16 protein-coding genes and 1 tRNA gene are annotated in these 18,012 nt (G+C 66.5%); 11 read left to right on the plus strand and 6 right to left on the minus strand.

From position 1 onward, the window contains the following. Nucleotides 1-30: 30 nt before the first annotated feature. Complete coding sequence (gene fahA / locus ACZ50Q_RS04625) at nt 31-1,350, minus strand: fumarylacetoacetase (protein ID WP_076516748.1); 1,320 nt, start codon at nt 1,348-1,350, stop codon at nt 31-33. A gap of 136 nt (nt 1,351-1,486) precedes the next feature. After that, complete coding sequence (gene hmgA / locus ACZ50Q_RS04630; protein ID WP_092581124.1) at nt 1,487-2,785, minus strand: homogentisate 1,2-dioxygenase; 1,299 nt, start codon at nt 2,783-2,785, stop codon at nt 1,487-1,489. Between the two features lie 165 nt (nt 2,786-2,950). Here hmgA and ACZ50Q_RS04635 point away from each other — a divergent pair, with 165 nt between their 5' ends. Next, nucleotides 2,951-3,859 carry a LysR family transcriptional regulator gene (locus ACZ50Q_RS04635; protein WP_464080718.1) on the plus strand — a complete coding sequence of 303 codons (909 nt, stop codon included), beginning with the start codon at nt 2,951-2,953 and terminating at the stop codon, nt 3,857-3,859. Between the two features lie 29 nt (nt 3,860-3,888). On the opposite strand, the gene ACZ50Q_RS04640 is transcribed toward ACZ50Q_RS04635, so the two are convergent. The 4 genes from ACZ50Q_RS04640 to mutM form a co-directional block, all read right to left on the minus strand. Then, the gene (locus ACZ50Q_RS04640; protein ID WP_076516743.1) at nt 3,889-4,089 is read right to left on the minus strand and encodes a DUF2783 domain-containing protein; all 201 of its coding nucleotides are present in this window, start codon (nt 4,087-4,089) and stop codon (nt 3,889-3,891) included. 17 nt (nt 4,090-4,106) lie between these two features. Continuing rightward, nucleotides 4,107-5,795, minus strand: coding sequence for an FAD-dependent oxidoreductase (locus tag ACZ50Q_RS04645; RefSeq protein ID WP_464080719.1), 1,689 nt, complete (start codon nt 5,793-5,795; stop codon nt 4,107-4,109). A gap of 102 nt (nt 5,796-5,897) precedes the next feature. Continuing rightward, entirely contained in the window at nt 5,898-6,851 is a 954-nt protein-coding gene (locus ACZ50Q_RS04650) for an MBL fold metallo-hydrolase (protein ID WP_464080720.1), read from the minus strand. Nucleotides 6,852-6,990: 139 nt separating this feature from the next. Then, nucleotides 6,991-7,818, minus strand: a complete 828-nt coding sequence (gene mutM / locus ACZ50Q_RS04655) for a bifunctional DNA-formamidopyrimidine glycosylase/DNA-(apurinic or apyrimidinic site) lyase (protein WP_092581130.1) — start codon at nt 7,816-7,818, stop codon at nt 6,991-6,993. Here mutM and ACZ50Q_RS04660 point away from each other — a divergent pair. The 10 genes from ACZ50Q_RS04660 (at nt 7,817) to ychF (ending at nt 17,915) form a co-directional block, all read left to right on the plus strand. Continuing rightward, nucleotides 7,817-9,703, plus strand: coding sequence for a tetratricopeptide repeat protein (locus tag ACZ50Q_RS04660; protein ID WP_076516736.1), 1,887 nt, complete (start codon nt 7,817-7,819; stop codon nt 9,701-9,703). The genes mutM and ACZ50Q_RS04660 overlap by 2 nt on opposite strands. Nucleotides 9,704-9,732: 29 nt before the next feature. Beyond that, the gene (gene lolB / locus ACZ50Q_RS04665; RefSeq protein WP_464081950.1) at nt 9,733-10,302 is read left to right on the plus strand and encodes a lipoprotein insertase outer membrane protein LolB; all 570 of its coding nucleotides are present in this window, start codon (nt 9,733-9,735) and stop codon (nt 10,300-10,302) included. Between the two features lie 230 nt (nt 10,303-10,532). Then, nucleotides 10,533-12,131, plus strand: a complete 1,599-nt coding sequence (locus tag ACZ50Q_RS04670) for a methyl-accepting chemotaxis protein (protein WP_076516734.1) — start codon at nt 10,533-10,535, stop codon at nt 12,129-12,131. Between the two features lie 130 nt (nt 12,132-12,261). Next, nucleotides 12,262-13,188, plus strand: coding sequence for a 4-(cytidine 5'-diphospho)-2-C-methyl-D-erythritol kinase (ispE, locus tag ACZ50Q_RS04675; protein WP_464080721.1), 927 nt, complete (start codon nt 12,262-12,264; stop codon nt 13,186-13,188). Between the two features lies 1 nt (nt 13,189). Then, nucleotides 13,190-13,266: transfer RNA gene (locus ACZ50Q_RS04680), tRNA-Gln, on the plus strand. A 200-nt stretch (nt 13,267-13,466) separates the two neighbouring features. Beyond that, a complete protein-coding gene (locus ACZ50Q_RS04685) occupies nt 13,467-14,417 on the plus strand; it encodes a ribose-phosphate pyrophosphokinase (protein WP_006227587.1) in 951 nt (316 codons plus the stop codon). Between the two features lie 149 nt (nt 14,418-14,566). After that, a complete protein-coding gene (locus ACZ50Q_RS04690; protein WP_056325375.1) occupies nt 14,567-15,178 on the plus strand; it encodes a 50S ribosomal protein L25/general stress protein Ctc in 612 nt (203 codons plus the stop codon). Nucleotides 15,179-15,277: 99 nt separating this feature from the next. Then, on the plus strand, nt 15,278-15,874 hold the full coding sequence (gene pth, locus ACZ50Q_RS04695) for an aminoacyl-tRNA hydrolase (protein ID WP_092581137.1): 597 nt from the start codon (nt 15,278-15,280) through the stop codon (nt 15,872-15,874). Then, a complete protein-coding gene (locus ACZ50Q_RS04700) occupies nt 15,874-16,644 on the plus strand; it encodes a CPBP family glutamic-type intramembrane protease (RefSeq protein ID WP_464080722.1) in 771 nt (256 codons plus the stop codon). The genes pth and ACZ50Q_RS04700 overlap by 1 nt, the downstream gene beginning before the upstream one ends. Before the next feature lie 179 nt (nt 16,645-16,823). Beyond that, nucleotides 16,824-17,915 carry a redox-regulated ATPase YchF gene (gene ychF / locus ACZ50Q_RS04705; RefSeq protein ID WP_092581140.1) on the plus strand — a complete coding sequence of 364 codons (1,092 nt, stop codon included), beginning with the start codon at nt 16,824-16,826 and terminating at the stop codon, nt 17,913-17,915. Nucleotides 17,916-18,012: the final 97 nt, after the last annotated feature.

The raw sequence follows: 18,012 nt of genomic DNA on the forward strand, positions 1-18,012 counted from the left end.
TGACCTGGCGGATTTCCGGGCGGCGGGGCGTCAGACGCGCGCCGGCAGCACGACGCCGGAACACTCGCCGAAGCCGATGCGCGGATAGCCCGCCTTCACGCATTCGGCGCGGATGATGATCTGGTCGCCGTCCTGCAGGAACGTGCGCTTCTCGCCCCAGGGCAGGTCGAACGGGGACTTGCCGCCATTGCTCAGCTCCAGCAGCGAACCGGCTTCCGAGGGGCGCGGGCCCGACAGCGTGCCGGTGCCCAGCATGTCGCCCGGCTGCAGGTTGCAGCCGTTGACGGTGTGGTGCGTGATGAGCTGCGCGATGTTCCAGTACGCATCGCGGAAATTGCTGCTCGACAGCTTCGCCGGCGGCGTGCCCGCGGCGCGGGACTGCTCGGTGGTCATCAGCACTTCCATCTGCACGTCGTACGCGCCCTTGGCCCGGTTGGCGTCCGAGGCGAGGTAGGGCATGGGCTGCGGCTCGCCCGCGCCGCGATTCCATTGCGTGCGGAACGGCTCCAGCGCCTCCATGGTGACGATCCACGGCGAGATCGTGGACGCGAAGTTCTTCGACAGGAAGGGACCGAGCGGCTGGTATTCCCAGGCCTGGATGTCGCGCGCCGACCAGTCGTTCAGGATGCACAGCCCGAACACGTGCGCGTCTGCGTCGGCCAGATCGATGCGTTCGCCCTGGGCGTTGCCCGTGCCGACGAAGATGCCCAGCTCCAGCTCATAGTCCAGGCGCGCGCAGGGGCCGAATTGGGGCGCTTCGCCTTCATTGGCGGGACGCGTCTGGCCGACGGGGCGCGGGAACTTCTGGTCGACGCCGATGCTGGAGGCGCGGCCGTGATAGCCGATCGGGACCCACTTGTAGTTGGGCAGCAGGGGATTGTCGGGGCGGAACTGCTTGCCCACGGCGGTGGCGTGGTGCACCGAAATGTAGAAGTCGGTGTAGTCGCCGATGCGGGCGGGCGTGGTGTATTCGGCGTCGGCCTGCGCGACCAGCAGCGGCTCGACCGTGGCGCGCAGCGCGGCGCCTTCGCGCAGCGCGCGCGACAGGGCCAGGCGCAAGGCGCTCCAGTGCGGCTGGCCCAGGGCCATCAGCGCATTCAGGCTGTCGGTGGCGCACGCGGCCAGGGCTTCGGCGGCCAGGCCCTCGAACGGCTTCTGGGCGGCCAGGGCGGCCAGGTCCAGGATCTGGTCGCCGATGGCCACGCCAGGGCGGAAGGATTCCTGCGTGCCCTTGCGGCGGAACGAGGCGTAGGGCAGGTTCTGGACGGGGAAATCCGAGGCGTCCGCATTGGCGCTGGCAAGCCAGCTCTTCAAGGACGGGTCGTGGGTTTCGTTGATCGCGGTGGTCATGGCTGCGTGTCTCTTTCAGTGTGTTTATGAGGGGCTGGCCCGGCGCGCGGGCCGATCTGGCGCCGGATGAATCAAACGCCAAGCGGCGATGCGCTTGCGCGCATCGCCGCCGGCGGGGAAGGCGGACGCGGGCGCGTCACGCCTTCTTGGGATCGAAATGCTTTGCGATGCCCTGCCAGCACCGGTAGTAGTCGCCCTGCAATTCTACCGATGACAGCGCCTGTTCCGTCGGGCGGATGACGCGGCGGGTCTCGAACATGAACGCCATCGTGTCGCGGATGTAGTGCGCCTTGCTGGTGTCTGCATGGGAAGCCTTTTCGAAGGTCTCCGCGTCCGGGCCGTGCCCGCTCATGCAGTTGTGCAGGCTGGCGCCGCCCGGTGCGAATCCGTCGGCCTTGGCGTCGTACACGCCCTGGATCAGGCCCATGAATTCGCTGGCGATGTTGCGGTGGAACCAGGGCGGACGGAACGTGTTCTCCATGGCCAGGACGCGCGGCGGGAAGATCGCGAAGTCCATGTTGGCCGTCCCCGGCGTGTCGGACGGCGCGGTCAGGACCGTGAAGATCGAGGGATCGGGATGGTCGAAGCTGATCGACCCCACGGTATTGAAGTTGCGCAGGTCGTACTTGTAGGGGGCATGCGTGCCGTGCCATGCCACCACGTTCAGCGGCGAATGGTCGATCGAGGCGCGCCAGAAGCCGCCCGTGAACTTGGCGATCAGCTCGAAATCGCCTTCCACATCTTCGTACCAGGCCACCGGCGACTTGAAATCGCGCGCGTTGGCCAGGCAGTTCGAGCCGATCGGACCCAGTTCGGGCAGGCGCAGGGCCGCGCCGAAGTTCTCAAGCATGTAGCCGCGCGCGACGCCATCCAGCAGTTCCACGCGGAAGCGCACGCCGCGGGGGATGACGGCGATTTCCAGCGGTTCCAGGTCGATGAGGCCCAGTTCGGTGGCCAGGCGCAGGCGCCCCTGCTGCGGGACCAGCAGCAGCTCGCCGTCGGCGTTGTAGAAGTAGCGGCCCTGCATCGAGCGATTGGCGGCGTACAGGTGAATGCCCACGCCGCCCTGTTCGTCGGGCCCGCCGTTGCCGCCCCAGGTCTTCACGCCTTCCAGGAAGTCGGTGGGGGCGTCGGGGATCGGCATCGGGCTCCAGCGCAGCTGGTTCGGCGTGACCGGGCCGTGGCCGAAGGTGCTCAGCCAACCCGTCGCGCCATCGAAGGCTTCAAACGGTTTGTGCTGGGCGCCCGGGCGGATCCGGTAGAGCCAGGACCGGCGGTTCTCGGCGCGCGGGGCGGTAAAGGCGGTGCCGGACAGCTGTTCGGCATACAGGCCATACGGGCATTGCTGCGGCGAATTGCGGCCCACGGGCAGGGCGCCGGGCAAGGCCTCGGTCGCGCATTCGTTGCCGAAGCCGGTCTGGTATTGCAGTTCCATGGAATCCTCCTTGGCGGCGTGCGCGGTGCTTGGCCGCGCGGCCTGGCGTGGTTGGCGGGACGGGCGTGTCCCGAGCCGATATGGCATTTTCGGAAAAAATCCCTCTTGCGGCTACGGGAATGCAAAAATAGCGACTATAAATTTTGTGAATAGTAGGGGGCGCCTATGGCCGAGTTGCGTAATGTGGACCTGAACCTGTTGCTGCTGTTCCAGCATTTGCTGGAAGACCGCAACCTGTCGGCCGTGGCCCGGCGCATGGACCTCTCGCAGCCCGCCGTCAGCAATGCGCTGCGCCGCCTGCGGGCGGCGTTCGGGGACGAACTCTTCGTGCGCACCGGCCAGGGCATGCTGCCGACGCCGCGCGCCCAGCGCCTGGCCGGGCCGGTCAGCGAAGCGCTGGGGATGCTGTCGCAGGCGCTGCGGGACCAGGACGTGTTCGACGCGGCCACCAGCAGCCGGCGCTTTCGCGTCGCCATGACGGACGTCGGCGAGATCCACTTCATGCCCCGCCTGATGGAAGTCTGCGTGCAAAGGGCGCCGCAGGTGCGCATCGACTCGGTGCGGGTGCTGGGGCCGGACCTGCCGCGCGAGATGGAGTCGGGCCGCGTCGATCTGGCGATCGGGGCGTTCGACGACATGGGGGCGGGCACGCTGCAGCGGATGCTGTTCCGCCAGGGCTACGCCACGCTGTTCCGCCAGGCCCATCCCACCGCGCACGCCGGCATGGGCATCAAGGCGTTCCGGGCGGAACGCCATCTCATCGTGTCGCGCGCCGCGCCCTATGGGCAGGTCAACCAGTCGATGGAGCGGGCCGGCGTGGAACTGGCCGACCATTTCAGCGTGCCGCATTTCTCGGCGGTGCCCTACATCGTCAGCGCGACGGACCTGCTGGCCACCGTGCCGGAAAAGCTGGCGGCCAGCGCCGCCGCCCCGTTCGGCTTGCGCTTCATGACGCCGCCGCTGAAGGTGCCCGCGCTGCAGACGAATATGTACTGGCAGCGCAGGGTGGACCGCGATGGCGGCAACCAATGGCTGCGCGCCCTGATCGTCAACACCTTCGCGGTCGGGTCCTGAACGCGGCGCGCGGCCGCGGCCTCGGCGCGTCAGGCAGCCTGCGTCACGGAAGCGCGCGCATGACGCAGGGCTTCCTTCAGCAGGGCCAGGTCGCCCAGGTGGTTCGCCAGCAACAGGATCAGCGCGGCGTTCAGCTCCTGGCTCTGTTCGTTCGAGAGGTCGCGGTGGGCGTCGATCAGCGCTTCGTAGAAGTCGTCCGGCGCGCCCAGGTTTGTTTCGGTGATAAGCATGGGGAAGGCCTCCGGATTCACGCGCGGCCCGTCGCGCGGTGGACGGCGGCGGCAACGGCTTCGGGGTTGAAGGCGCGCCAGCGCGCGGCAATGTGCTGGTCGGGACGGATCAGGTAGGCGGTGCCGCCCTGCGCGTCGTAGCGTTTGGCAAGCAGGCCTTCGCTGTCCCGGACCACGGCCAGGTCCGCGGGCGCCTCGGACACGTCGGTCTGCGCGCCGGCCACCAGCACCGCCTTGATCGGGACGGGCGCCATGCGCAGGGCCTGCAGCGCCTGCAGCGCCTGCAGCGTGGCGCGGTCCGGTAGCGCGTCCAGGCAGAACAGCGCCAGCACGAACCCGCCATCCAGCTGCGACAGCCACCAGCCCGGCTCGCCCCGGGCCTGCACCGGCGCATCCAGGGCCACCGCGCCGGGCACCATCCGGCCGCTGAAGGAATCGGCGTCTGGCGTGTTCAGCGGCGACGCCGCATACGTGGCCGGCAGCGACAGACGGCCGCTGTTGACGAGCGATCGCGCGAAAGCGTGGTCCTTGGCCAGGTTGAGCACCGCGTTGCGGAAGCTGCGGCTGATGTCGCTCTTGGGCGTGATGAAATCGGTGGCGCGTGAGGAGTTGAGGATGTTCTCGTCGGCCGCGAATTCGCGTTCGGCGCCGTAGCTGTCGATCAGCGTGTCGGGCGCCAGGCCCGCCAGCACGAGCTTGAGCTTCCAGGCCAGGTTCTCGGCGTCCTGCACGCCGCTGTTGGCGCCGCGCGCGCCGAAGGGCGATACGCGGTGCGCGGCGTCGCCTGCGAACACGATGCGGCCATGGCGGAACTTGTCCATGCGCTCGCACGCAAAGGTGTACACGCTGACCCACTCCAGCTCGAACTGCGCGTCGGGCCCCAGCAGGGCGCGGATCCGCGGCAGCACGTTCTCGGGCTTGACGGCTTCGACGGGGTCGGCGTTCCAGCCGAGCTGGAAGTCGATGCGCCAGACGTTGTCCGGCTGGCGGTGCAGCAGCACGGACTGGTTCGGATGGAAGGGCGGATCGAACCAGAACCAGCGTTCGGACGGGAAATCGGCCGTCATCTTGACGTCGGCGATCAGGAAGCGGTCGCGGAAGATGCGGCCATGGCTTTCCTGGCCGATCAGCTTGCGCACCGGCGAACGCGCGCCGTCGCAGGCGATCAGCCAGTCGGCATGCAGGGTGTAGGGGCCTTCCGGCGTTTCGACGGTCAGCGTCACGCCATCGTCGCCCTGCACGACGCCGGCGACCTTGTTCTTCCAGCGCAGGTCGATGTCAGGTTGCTGGCGAACCTGCTCGTACAGATAACCTTCCGCGTAATACTGCTGCAGATTGATGAACGCGGGGCGCCGGTGGCCGGGCTCGGGCAGCAGGTCGAAGCGCCAGACCTCCTGTTCGCGAAAGAACACCTTGCCGACGTTCCACGACACGCCCTTGTCGATCATGCGCTGGCCCACGCCCAGGCGGTCCCAGATTTCGAGCGTGCGCTTGGAAAAGCAGATGGCGCGCGAGCCGGTGGACAGGCGGCAGTCGTCGTCCAGCACCACCACATGCACGCCCTGGCGCGCCAGGTCCAGCGCGGTGGTCAGGCCGACCGGGCCGGCGCCCACCACCACGACCCGATGGCGCGCCAGTTCGCTGGCGGTCTGGTCCGCGTGTTTTTCATAGGCGAACTCCATCGCCTGAAAATCGATGTCTCCCACGGTTGTCTCCTGTGTGGGTCATTTTTTTATTTATGCGGACACGCTGCGCCGCGCTGGGCGCGCGTGTCCGGTTCTTGCAGGCAGGGCGGGGCGCCCCGGGGATCAGCCTTCGAGCTGGGCCCACATCTCCAGGTCGCGCTTGTCGGTCCAGATGCGCGGATCGGTGTAGCCGGTGGCCTCGTCATAGGCGCGCGACACGTCGAACGGCATGCAGTGGTCGAAGATCACCCAGTCGCTGTAGCGCGGCTTCATGAAGTCGTAGACCTCGCGGTAGATCGTCTTCAGATCCTTGCCTTCGGCCACGCCGCGGTTCACGGCGCCGTACAGGTCGGTCAGGAAGGCGCGCGTGCCGGCCAGGCCCTGGCGCACTTCGGTGGCGTTCTTCAGCGCCGGGCCGCGGCCGGGCACCATTTTTTCGGCTTCAAAGCCCGACAGCGCGTCCAGCGTGGTGGGCCAGTCGCGGAAGTAGGCGTCGCCGCAGTAGGGCGTGGACTGGTATTCCACCAGGTCGCCGGCGAACAGGATCTTCTGCTCGGGCAGCCAGGCGATGGTGTCGCCCTTGGTGTGCCCGCGGCCGACCTGCAGCAGCTTGACTTCCAGGTTGCCCAGGTTGACCGTCATTTCGCCCTTGAACGTCATGGTCGGCCAGACCAGGCCCGGCGGAATCGACTCGGCGTTGCGGAACAGGCGCGGAAAGCGGCCGATCTCGCTGGCCTTGTCCTGCTCGCCGCGTTCGGCGATGAGGTCGTAGGTGTCGCGGCTGGCCAGGATTTCCTGGGCGTTGTAGGCCGACGCGCCGAACACGCGCACGGCGTGGTAGTGCGACAGCAGGATGTACTTGATGGGCTTGTCGGTGACTTCGCGGATGCGGCGGATCACGTCCTGCGCCATGACGGGGGTCGCCTGGGTGTCGACCACCATGACGGCCTCGTCGCCGATGATCACGCCCGTGTTGGGATCGCCTTCGGCCGTGTAGGCGTAGGCGTTGTCGGACAGCTTTTCGAACGAGACGACCTTGTCGTCCAAGTCCGCGTGCGAGGCGAATTGCTTGCTCATGGAGGCTCCTTCCACTGTTATAGGAATAGGGGTGTGGAAGGAAATATAGTCCCGCGTTAGTTTTCGTGCAATACGTTTGCTATAAACGAATCCTCAAAGCGGCACGGGGATTTCCCGGGGGCGGCGGGGCTGAAGCGGCTCAGTTGCGCTGGCATTTCGGGCAGTAATAGGTGGCCCGCTGCCCCTGGACGAAGCGGCGGATCGGGGTGGCGCAGATCCGGCACGGCAGGCCCTCGCGCTCATAGACGGCCGCGTGGATCTCGAAGTACGCGCCCGGCTCGCCGCTCGCGCCCACGTAGTCGCGCAAGGTGCTGCCGCCCGAGGTCAATGCGTCGGCCAGCGTGGCGCGCACCATGTCGGCCAGCCGCTCGCAGCGGGCGAGCGACAGCCGGTTCGCCGGGGTCTTGGGATTGATGCGCGCCCGGAACAGGCTTTCCGACGCGTAGATGTTGCCCACGCCCACGACCGCCATGCCGGCCAGCAGCACCTGCTTTACCGCCGCGGAGTGGTTCCTGAAGTGCCGGTGCAGCCAGGCCCCGTCAAAGCGCGGGTCGAAGGGCTCGATGCCCAGTTTGGCGAGCAGCGGGTGCGCGTCGATGGGGCCGTCGGCGTCGGCATGCCAAAGCACCGCGCCGAAGCGCCGCGGATCGTGCAGGCGAAGCACCGCGCCGTCGAAGATCCATTCGACGTGGTCGTGCTTGCGCAGGAATTCGCCCGGCGACACGCTGCGCAGCGATCCCGACATGCCCAGATGCACGATCTGGGTGCCATGCTCGAAGCGCAGCAGCAGATATTTGCCGCGTCGCGCGCATTCCAGCACGGTGCGTCCGCCGATCAGGGACGGCAGGTCGGGCGGAATGGGCCAACGCATGCGGGGTTCGTGAACGACCAGTCGCGTGAGCGTCCGGCCGGTGATGACGGCGTCGATTCCTCGGCGCGTGGTTTCGACTTCAGGCAGTTCCGGCATGAGCCAGTGTAAGATCATCAATTGCGTGTACGAAGATTGTGCCATCAACCGGACGGGCCGCGTGAAGTCGTCTTTTAAACAAATGAATATCGGGATCGCCGCGCTGGGGCTTGCGCTGGCAGCAATCATGGCCCCGCCGGCCCAGGCCGCCGACGGCCGGACGCGCGATGCGACCGGGCCCCGGATGGCTCCCCAAAGCCGCCAACCTGAAACCGAAGTCATCCGCCTGCGGCCGGGGCAATTGCCTTACGTGACGCTGACCGGCGATATCTTCTACCGCGTACTGGCTTCCGAAATCGCCGCCCAGCGGGGCATGTACGGCACCGCGGCCACCACCATGGTCGGCCTGGCCCGGGACACCGGCGACCCGCGCCTCGCCCGGCGCGGCCTGGAATTCCAGCTTGCCGGCGGCAATCTTCCCGGCGCCCTGGAAGCGGCCCGCGTGTGGGCCCGCCTGGCGCCCAACGACGTCGAAGCCAGCTCCACCGAGCTGGCGCTGGCCGCGGCCAATGGCCAGACCAAGGGCCTGTCCCAGGCGCTGCGCAAGCGCATCGACTCGTCGAGCGACAAGCCGGCCGCCATCGGCCAGGCGCTCGCGGTGCTGAGCCGGCTGAACGACCGCCGCCTTGCCCTGCGCATCCTCGACGAATCCCTCAGCGACAACGTGCGCAAGCTGCCCGCGGCCCACCTGGCCTTGGCGGACGTGGCTTCCGCCGCGGGCGACTACGAGCGCGCGGCGCAGGAATCGCGCGCCGCGCTGGCCGCGGACCCCAGGTCCGAAGGCGCCGCCCAGCGTGTGCTGGAATACGGCTCCAGGGTGGATCCCAAGCGCGCCCAGGCCGAAGCCCGCGCCTTCATCAACCGCAATCCGGGCGCGCGCAAGGTGCGCCTGATGCTGGCCGGCCAACTGGCCGACAGCGGCGACTACGACGGCGCACTGGCTGAACTCCAGGCCATGTCGCGCCGTTCGCCCGAAGACTTCGACCTGCTCTTCATGCAGGCCCAGCTGGCCTACAAGTCCGGACAGCTCTCGCAGGCCAAGACCCTGCTGCGGCAATACCTCGAGGTGCAGAACCAGCGCCAGCGCGCCACCGTGCCGGGCGCCACCGACGCCGGCGCGGCCGCCGCTGATGCGCATGTGCTGTTGGCGCGCATCGCCGAAGACCAGGGCCTCTACGAAGAAGCCATCGCCGAACTCGGCCGCATCGACGACCCCACGCTGCGTTATTCCGTGCGCATGCGCCAGGCCGTCCTGCGCGCCAAGAGCGGCCGCGTGGATGACGCGCTGGCCATGATCAACTCGGCGGGTCCGCAAGACGAAGAAGAACGCGCGCTGGGGGCGCTGACCAAGGCGCAGATCCTGCGCGACGCGGACCGGATCGGGCAGGCCGTCGCGGCGCTGGAAGCCGCCGACCAGGCGCTGCCGGACACGGTCGAGATCAAATATGAACTGGCGATGCTGTACGAACGCCAGAACCGCCTGGCCGACCTGGAGCGCATGTTGCGCCAGGTCATCGCGCTGGACCCCGACCACGCGCATGCGTACAACGCTTTGGGCTACACCCTGGCCGACCACAACCAGCGCCTGCCCGAGGCCCTGGACCTGATCACGCAGGCACTGGAGCTTTCGCCCAACGATCCGTTCATCCTGGACAGCATGGGCTGGGTCAAGTTCCGCATGGGCGACACCACCGCCGCTGCCGACTACCTGCGCCGCGCCTACAGCGTGCGCCCCGAAGCCGACATCGCCGCGCATCTGGCCGAGGTGCTCTGGAGCCAGGGCAAGCGCGACCAGGCCACTGAACTGCTGCGCGCGGCGCTGCAGAAGGACCCGAGGAACAAGACCGTCCTGGACGTCGCCAAGCGCCTGGGGGTCAACCCGTGACGGTCGTGTTCCGGGGGCTGCGCGACGTGATGGCCGGCCTGCGCTGGGCGGTACTGGCGCTGCTGGCTTTCCTGCTTGCCGCCTGCACGTCGCTGCCCAAACCCATCGAAGGCGGAGGCGCCGATGCGTTTTCGCGCATCGGCCGTTTCGCCATCACCGTCAACGACGAAGACGGCAAGCAGAACGCCGTCCAGGGCGGCTTTTCCTGGTTCGACGACGGACGACGCTACGTCCTGGACCTGACCAATCCGCTGGGCTCCACGGAGGCGCGGGTCGAAGGCCGGCCCGGCGCCGCCAGCCTGACCAAGGCCGACGGGACCCGGCTGGTCGCCGACAATCCCGATGCGCTCGCCGAAGACGCGTTCGGCAGCAGCATGCCGGTGTCGGGCCTGCGCGACTGGCTGCGCGGCAGGCTGCCGGCCGATCCGCAAGCCACGGACGTGAAACGCGACGACCAGGGCCGTCCCGTCGCCTTCGCGCAGGGCGGCTGGCGCGCCACGCTCTCGCGCTACGACATGCTGGGGCCGCAGATGCTGGTGCTCGAACGCCAGGAGCCGGGGCGCCGCATCCTGGTGCGGCTGGTGGTGAACCAGTCCTGATCTGGGCGCCGGCTGGCGGTGTTTTTCTTGGGGGGGGGCGAGATTCGGGTTAACCCTTATCACATCGCCCCTTTTCCAATCAAGCGAATAAGCGCCGCAAAATCGGCCATGTTACCGCTTGAAATATATTGCCCTGACTGAATAATTCTCCCCTGTGCCGGGGCGCGGTTCGCGCCCTGCGCAGCGTGGGGGCGACACTCGTCTGCCGCCACCCTTATGGAGAATGGCCAATGTTCAGAAACACGCGCATCGCGACGGTGCTATTGGGAATCATCGCGGTATTTTTCACTTTCCAGCTCCTGGTGGGCGGCATGGGCTTTCTCGCCCTGCGGCAAACCAACCAGGACGTCGGACAGCTTTATCGCCTTTCGGCGCAGCAGGTCAACGCGGTGAACTCCGCGTCGCTGTCCCTCGTGGCGGCCCGCACCGACCTCAGCCGTTTCGCCACGCGCGTCGCGCAGGGCAATGCCAGCGATACGACGTCGCTGCAGGCCGCGCGCCAGCGCATCGTGTCCGCCGATCGTGCCTTCCAGGGCTTTTCCAGCGGCCTGTCGGCCGAGGAAAAAGCCGAGTCGGCCAAGCTGATCGATGCCTACACCAAGTTCAGCGCCAACCTCCAAAGCGTCGGCAGGGTGCTGGAAGCGGGCGACATGGATGCCTATTTCAAGCAAGGCACGCAATCGGTCCAGGAGCGCCTCGTGAGCGAGCGCGACGCCTTCATCCAGCGCGCCGAGAGCACCGGGCAGGCGGTCATGGATGAAATCTCCATGTTCCACAAGCTGTTCAGTTCGCTGCTGGCCGGCATCCTCGCGCTGGGCCTGGCGATGGCCGTGGGCGCGCAAGTGATGATCCGCCGCATGATCGTGCGTCCGCTGCTGGAGGCCGGCGAGGTCTTCCGCCGTATCGCCGAAGGCGACCTGACGCGCCGCATCGCCGACCATGGCAAGAACGAAATCGGCGCGCTGCTCGGCGCGCTCAAGAGCATGCAGGACAGCCTGGTGCGAACCGTATCCGCCGTGCGCCATGGTGTCGACGAGATCAACGTCGGCGCCCGCGAAATCTCCTCCGGCAACACCGACCTCTCCAGCCGCACCGAAGAGCAGGCCGCATCGCTCGAGGAAACCGCGGCCAGCATGGAAGAACTGGCGACCACCGTGAAGCAGAACGCCGACACCGCGCGCGAAGCCAATCGCATGGTCGCCGCGTCCGAAGCGGTTGCGCAGCGCGGCGGGCAAGCCGTGTCCAGCGTGGTCGAAACCATGCGCGCCATTTCCGGCAGCTCGTCGCGCATTGCCGATATCGTCGGCGTGATCGACGGCATCGCGTTCCAGACCAACATCCTGGCGCTCAATGCGGCCGTCGAAGCCGCCCGCGCCGGCGAGCAGGGCAAGGGCTTTGCCGTCGTCGCCAGCGAAGTGCGCACACTGGCCCAGCGCAGCGCCGCCGCCGCCAAGGAAATCAAGCAGCTCATCGAGGACTCCGCGCAGAAGGTCGGCGTGGGTTCCGAGCAGGTCGAAAACGCGGGCGCCACGATGCGCGAGATCGTCGAATCCGTCCAGCGCGTGACCAGCCTGATGGCCGAGATCTCGGCCGCTTCTGAAGAGCAGGCCACTGGCATCGATCAGGTCAATCGCGCGGTCTCGCAAATGGATAGTGTGACGCAGCAGAACGCAGCCCTGGTCGAAGAAGCCGCCGCCGCGGCCGGCGCGCTGGAAGAGCAGGCCCGCCAATTGGCCGGCGCCGTCGCGGTATTCAAGCTGCCGGCCGGACAGGTCATCGACGCGCCCGCCGCCAGGCTGAGCGGCCGCGTCACGCCGCAGCTCGCGTAACCGCAACGCGCCGTGCTCGCACGGCCAGGCATGGCCCCGCATGGCCATGCCCCAGCCGGCGCGCCGTCTTTCGCGGCGCGCCGGCCCGTCTGGCTAGAATGACGGATTGTCCCGCAACGGTTGTCTTTCCGTGACTCTCTACGACGTTCCCGCTCCCGCCAAGCTGAATCTCTTTCTGCATGTCGTGGGCCGCCGCGCCGACGGCTATCACCTGCTGCAGACGGTGTTTCGCTTCATCGACCTGTGCGACACGCTGCACTTCGACGTGCGAGCCGATGGCGTCATCAGCCGCGCGACGGATCTGCCGGGCGTTCCCGAAGACCAGGACCTCACCGTGCGCGCCGCGCGCGCGCTGCAGAAGGCCACGGGCACGCGCCAGGGCGCGCAGATCAGCCTTGAAAAGCGCATCCCGCAAGGCGGCGGCCTGGGCGGCGGATCCAGCGATGCGGCATCGGTCCTGATCGCGTTGAACAAGCTGTGGAACACGGGACTGTCGCGCCAGGAACTGATGGCGCTGGCGCTGCCGCTGGGCGCGGACGTGCCCGTCTTTGTCTTTGGCCAATCGGCCTTCGCGCAAGGCATTGGTGAAGATCTCACGGCCGTGACGCTGCCCGACCGCGCCTATCTGGTCGCGCAACCCGATGCCAGCGTGCCGACTGTTGGAATTTTTTCGGCACCCGATTTGACAAGGGATTCTTCTTACATCACAATAGCGGACTTTCTTGCTTCGCAAACATTTTTGCCCAGCGAAACCTTCGGGAATTCGCTTTACGGAAGAAATGATTTGGAGCCGGTGGTCTACCGTCTTTACCCTGAAGTGCTTGGGGCATCGCGGTGGCTTGCAGAGCGGGGTTTCCCTGTTCGCATGTCGGGATCGGGGGCGTGTTTATTCGCCGAATTTTCCGAAACATCGCAGGCCGTTTTGGCAGAACAAGAAATTACCGCTATAATGCGCGGCGCTGATAAAACATTCAGCCAAACGCATCCACGGTTTCGGTTAGTGCAGGCATGTACTGGGTTAGCTGAACATCCGTTGCGGAATTGGATTGCAAGATAGTTGGGGAGTCGCCAAGCTGGTTAAGGCACCGGATTTTGATTCCGGCATGCGAAGGTTCGAATCCTTCCTCCCCAGCCAACCGAATACATAAAAAAGCTGTTGAACACGCCTGTAAGACACTGGCCCGGGTTCAGCAGCTTTTTTATTTTCCGGATTCTGGCGCAAGTTGTGCATCACAGGTTTGCATCACAAGTTGTTTTGCATCACGGCGCGTCATCACGGCGCGTCATTAGGCCTCACCTCGTTAGTGTCTTAAAACGACCATCGCATCATCCATCATGGCAAACGATAGCTTCATGATCTTCACGGGCACCGCCAACACTCGGCTGGCCGTGGACGTAGTCAACCACCTCGATATGTCCCTGGGAAAGATGACCGTCGGTCGCTTCTCGGACGGCGAGGTGATGGTCGAGATCAACGAGAACGTGCGTGGCAAGGACGTCTTCGTCCTGCAGCCCACCTGTGCCCCCACCAACGACAACCTGATGGAAATCATGGTGATGGTTGATGCCCTGCGCCGCGCGTCGGCCGGCCGCATCACCGCCGCGATTCCCTATTTCGGCTATGCCCGCCAGGACCGCCGCCCGCGTTCGGCGCGCGTGGCCATCTCGGCCAAGGTCGTGGCCAACATGCTGCAGGTCGCTGGTGTTGACCGCGTCCTGACCATGGACCTGCACGCCGACCAGATCCAGGGTTTCTTCGACATCCCCGTGGACAACATCTACGCCGGTCCGATCCTGCTGGGCGACATCTGGCGCCGCAATTTCTCGAACCTGGTCGTCGTGTCCCCGGACATCGGCGGCGTGGTCCGCGCCCGCGCGCTGGCCAAGCAGCTCGAAGCCGACCTGGCCATCATCGACAAGCGCCGTCCGCGCGCCAACGTGTCGGAAGTGATGAACATCATCGGTGAAGTCGACGGCCGCACCTGCATCATCATGGACGACATGGTCGACACCGCCGGCACGCTGTGCAAGGCGGCCCAGGCCCTGAAGGACCGCGGCGCCGGCGCCGTCTACGCCTATTGCACGCACCCCGTGCTGTCGGGCGGCGCCATCGACCGCATCGAAGCGTCGGAACTCGACGAACTCGTCGTCACCGACACCATTCCGCTCTCCGAGCAAGGCCAGGCCAGCGGCAAGATCCGCCAGCTGTCGTGCGCCGCGCTGCTGGGCGAGACCATTCTGCGTATTTCCAACGCCGAGTCGGTCAGCTCGCTGTTCGTCGATTGACGCGCTAGCGTCGATCGGCCCACAGCCCGACATTCCCGTTTTTTGCACCCTGCTGGTCGCGGCAGGGCGCAATCAAACACGGCGCGCCTTTTGCGCGCCGTGCACATAACCGGTGAAGCCTCTTCACCTTATTGTTTTCGGAGTTATCCATGAAATTTACTGCCACTGCGCGTAGCGTCCAGGGTTCGAGTGCGAGCCGCCGCCTGCGCCGCGCGGGCCGCGTTCCCGCCATTGTCTATGGTGGTACGGCTGCCCCCCTGAACATCGAACTCGACCACAACGAGATCTACCACGCGCTGCGTAAGGAAGAATTCCACGCATCGATCCTGCAAATGCAGCTCGAAGGCGCCAAGGATGAGCAAGTTCTGCTGCGTTCGGTTCAATGGCACGCCTACAAGCCGCAAGTCCTGCACGTGGACTTCCAGCGCGTCGACGCCAACCAGGCCCTGCGCACCAAGGTGCCGCTGCACTTCGTGAACGCTGAAATCTCGCCGGCCGTGAAGCTGAGCGGCGCGATCATCAGCCACGTGACGACCGAACTGGAAATCACCTGCCTGCCGTCGGCGCTGCCCCAGTTCATCGAAGTCAACCTGGCTGACGTGCTGGCCGGCGGCTCGATCCACCTGGCCGACATCAAGCTGCCCATGGGCGTGACGTACGTCCCCCACGGCGGTGAAGACAACCCCCTGCTGGCCGCCGCGGTCACCAAGGGTGGCGCTGCCGCTGCCGACGAAGCCGAAGAAGCTGCTCCGGCTGCCTAAGTCCAGCAGGAAAGCCCTGGCGGCTTTCCCGCGGCTTACGCCCGAAACCCTGCGTGTGCATTTGCATGCGCAGGGTTTTTTGGTTTAAACACCCCCATCATGTCTACTCCCATACGCCTCATCGTGGGACTGGGTAACCCCGGTCCCGACTACGAAACCACCCGGCACAACGCCGGCTTCTGGCTGGCCGACCACCTGGCGGACGACCTGCGCACGTCTTTTGCGCTGGAGAAGTCCTTTTTCGGCATGGTGGCCAAGGCGCGGCTGGGCGCCGACAACGTCCTGCTCCTCAAGCCCAACACCTACATGAATCGTTCCGGCCAGGCGGTCGGCGCGCTGGCGCGCTTCTACAAGCTGACGCCGGAAGCGGTGCTGGTGCTGCACGACGAACTGGACCTCATGCCCGGCCAGGTCAAGCTCAAGCAGGGCGGCGGTCACGCCGGCCACAACGGCCTGAAGGACATTCAGGCCGCGCTCGGCAGCCCCAACTTCTGGCGCCTGCGCATCGGCATCGGCCATCCGCGCACGCTGGGTCTCGCGCAGCAGGTCGCCGACTTCGTCCTGCATCCGCCGCGCCGCGACGAGCAAAAGGAAATCGAAGCCGTCATCGACCGCTGCCGCGCCGTCGTGCCCGCCATGCTGGCGGGCGACTTCGCGCTGGCCACCCGCCAACTGCATAGCGGCAACGAGTCCTGATGAAACCCGGCCCGTCCACCCGGAAGATGCGCTTTCGCAGCGAGATCGCGGACTTCTGGCGCTTCATCCGCCACCCGCATCCGGTATCGCGCCTGCCGGGCCACGCCGGCGGCAGCGGGCTGCTTGCCGACTGGTGGCCGGCCATCGGACCGGGACGTCTTCTGGTCTGGGCCGCCGTGCTGTGGGCCATCAACCTCTTCGCCCTGGGCCCGGTCGCCGTCGCCGCCGCCGGCCTGGGCGGCGTCACGCATCGGCTCGATCCCCACAACATTCCCTGGCTCACCGCGGTGCTGTGGGCGCCGCTGGTCGAGGAAATGCTCTTTCGCTATGGCCTGCGCCGACCGCGCCAGGCGCTGTGGCTCATTCCCGCGCTGGTGCCTGTCGTGTTGTGGGGCCCCAGGCTCTGGACAGGCCTGCTGCTGGCCGCGTTCATCCTGCTTGCGTGCTGGGGGCTGCGACAGCGTCCCGAGCCGCTCAAGGGCTGGGACACGAACTGGCGCAGGTACTACCTGCAGCACTTCGGCGTGGTGTTTCACCTGGTCGCCCTGACCTTTGCCGCCGTCCACCTCACCAACTTCGTCTACAACAAGACGCCGTATTGGCTGCTGCCGCTTCTGGTGCTGCCGCAATGGCTGACCGGGCTGGTGCTGGGCTGGATTCGCGTGCGCCGCGGCATCGGGGCCGCGATCCTGCTGCATTCCGTTTTCAACGCGGGACCGATCCTGATGATCTGGCTGGTCATGCGCTACGCGCCGACGGCGGCGGGGTAGAGGCGGCTGCTGCCAAGCTTCACAGGCGGGGGCGCGACGTGGCGATGCCTGCTGCCGGCGCGGCGCGTGGCGGGCCGATTTCTTGGGGCCGCATCACGCCCCGCCCCGGGGCGCTCCCAACCCCCTGCCGGGGTAAACTACGCCGTTAACGCTCAATACCGTACTCACACAGGATTCCCATGGCTCTGCAATGCGGCATCGTCGGCCTGCCCAACGTTGGCAAATCGACACTCTTCAACGCTCTGACCCGCGCCGGCATCGCCGCCGAGAACTACCCGTTCTGCACCATCGAACCCAACGTCGGCGTGGTCGAAGTGCCGGATCCGCGCCTGCAGAAGCTGGCTGAAATCGTCAAGCCCGAACGCATCCTGTCGGCCACCGTCGAATTCGTCGACATCGCGGGCCTGGTCGCTGGCGCAAGCAAGGGCGAAGGCCTGGGCAACCAGTTCCTCTCGCACATCCGCGAAACCGACGCCATCGTCAACGTCGTGCGCTGCTTCGAAGATCCCAACGTGATCCACGTCGCCGGCAAGGTCGATCCCATCGCCGACATCGAAGTCATCGAAACCGAACTCGCCCTGGCCGACCTGCAGACCGCCGAAAAGGCCCTGCAACGCCACCAGAAGACCGCGCGTTCCGGTGACAAGGAAGCGCAGCGCATCGTGGCCGTGCTGGAAAAGTGCATTGCCCAGCTCAACGAAGCCAAGCCCATCCGCGCAATGGACCTGAGCACCGAAGAAAAGGCCGACATCGCCCAGCTCTGCTTCATCACCGCCAAGCGCGCGATGTACGTGGGCAACGTCGCCGACGACGGCTTCACCAACAATCCGCTGCTGGACCGCCTGACCGAATTCGCCGCCGCCCGCAACGCGCCCGTCGTCGCCATCTGCGCCGCCATCGAATCCGAAATCGTCGACCTCGACGACGCCGACCGCGAAGCCTTCCTGAAGGACATGGGCATGGAAGAGCCCGGCCTGAACCGCCTCATCCGCGCCGCCTTCAAGCTGCTGGGCCTGCAAACCTACTTCACCGCTGGCGTGAAGGAAGTGCGCGCCTGGACCGTGCCCATCGGCGCCACCGCCCCCCAGGCCGCCGGCGTCATCCACACCGACTTCGAACGCGGCTTCATCCGCGCGCAGACCATCGCCTACGAAGACTTCATCACGTACAAGGGCGAGCAGGGCGCGAAGGAAGCGGGCAAGATGCGCGCGGAAGGCAAGGAATACATCGTGCAGGATGGGGATGTGATGAACTTCCTGTTCAACGTCTGACACAGCCCCCGGGCGCCGATGCGTCCGCCCCCCGATCGATAGATCCCCAAAGGCTCCTGGCATCCAGGAGCCTTTCTTTCATCCGCGCCGCTTGCAC

The organism is Achromobacter sp. T5-5, from assembly GCF_055397965.1.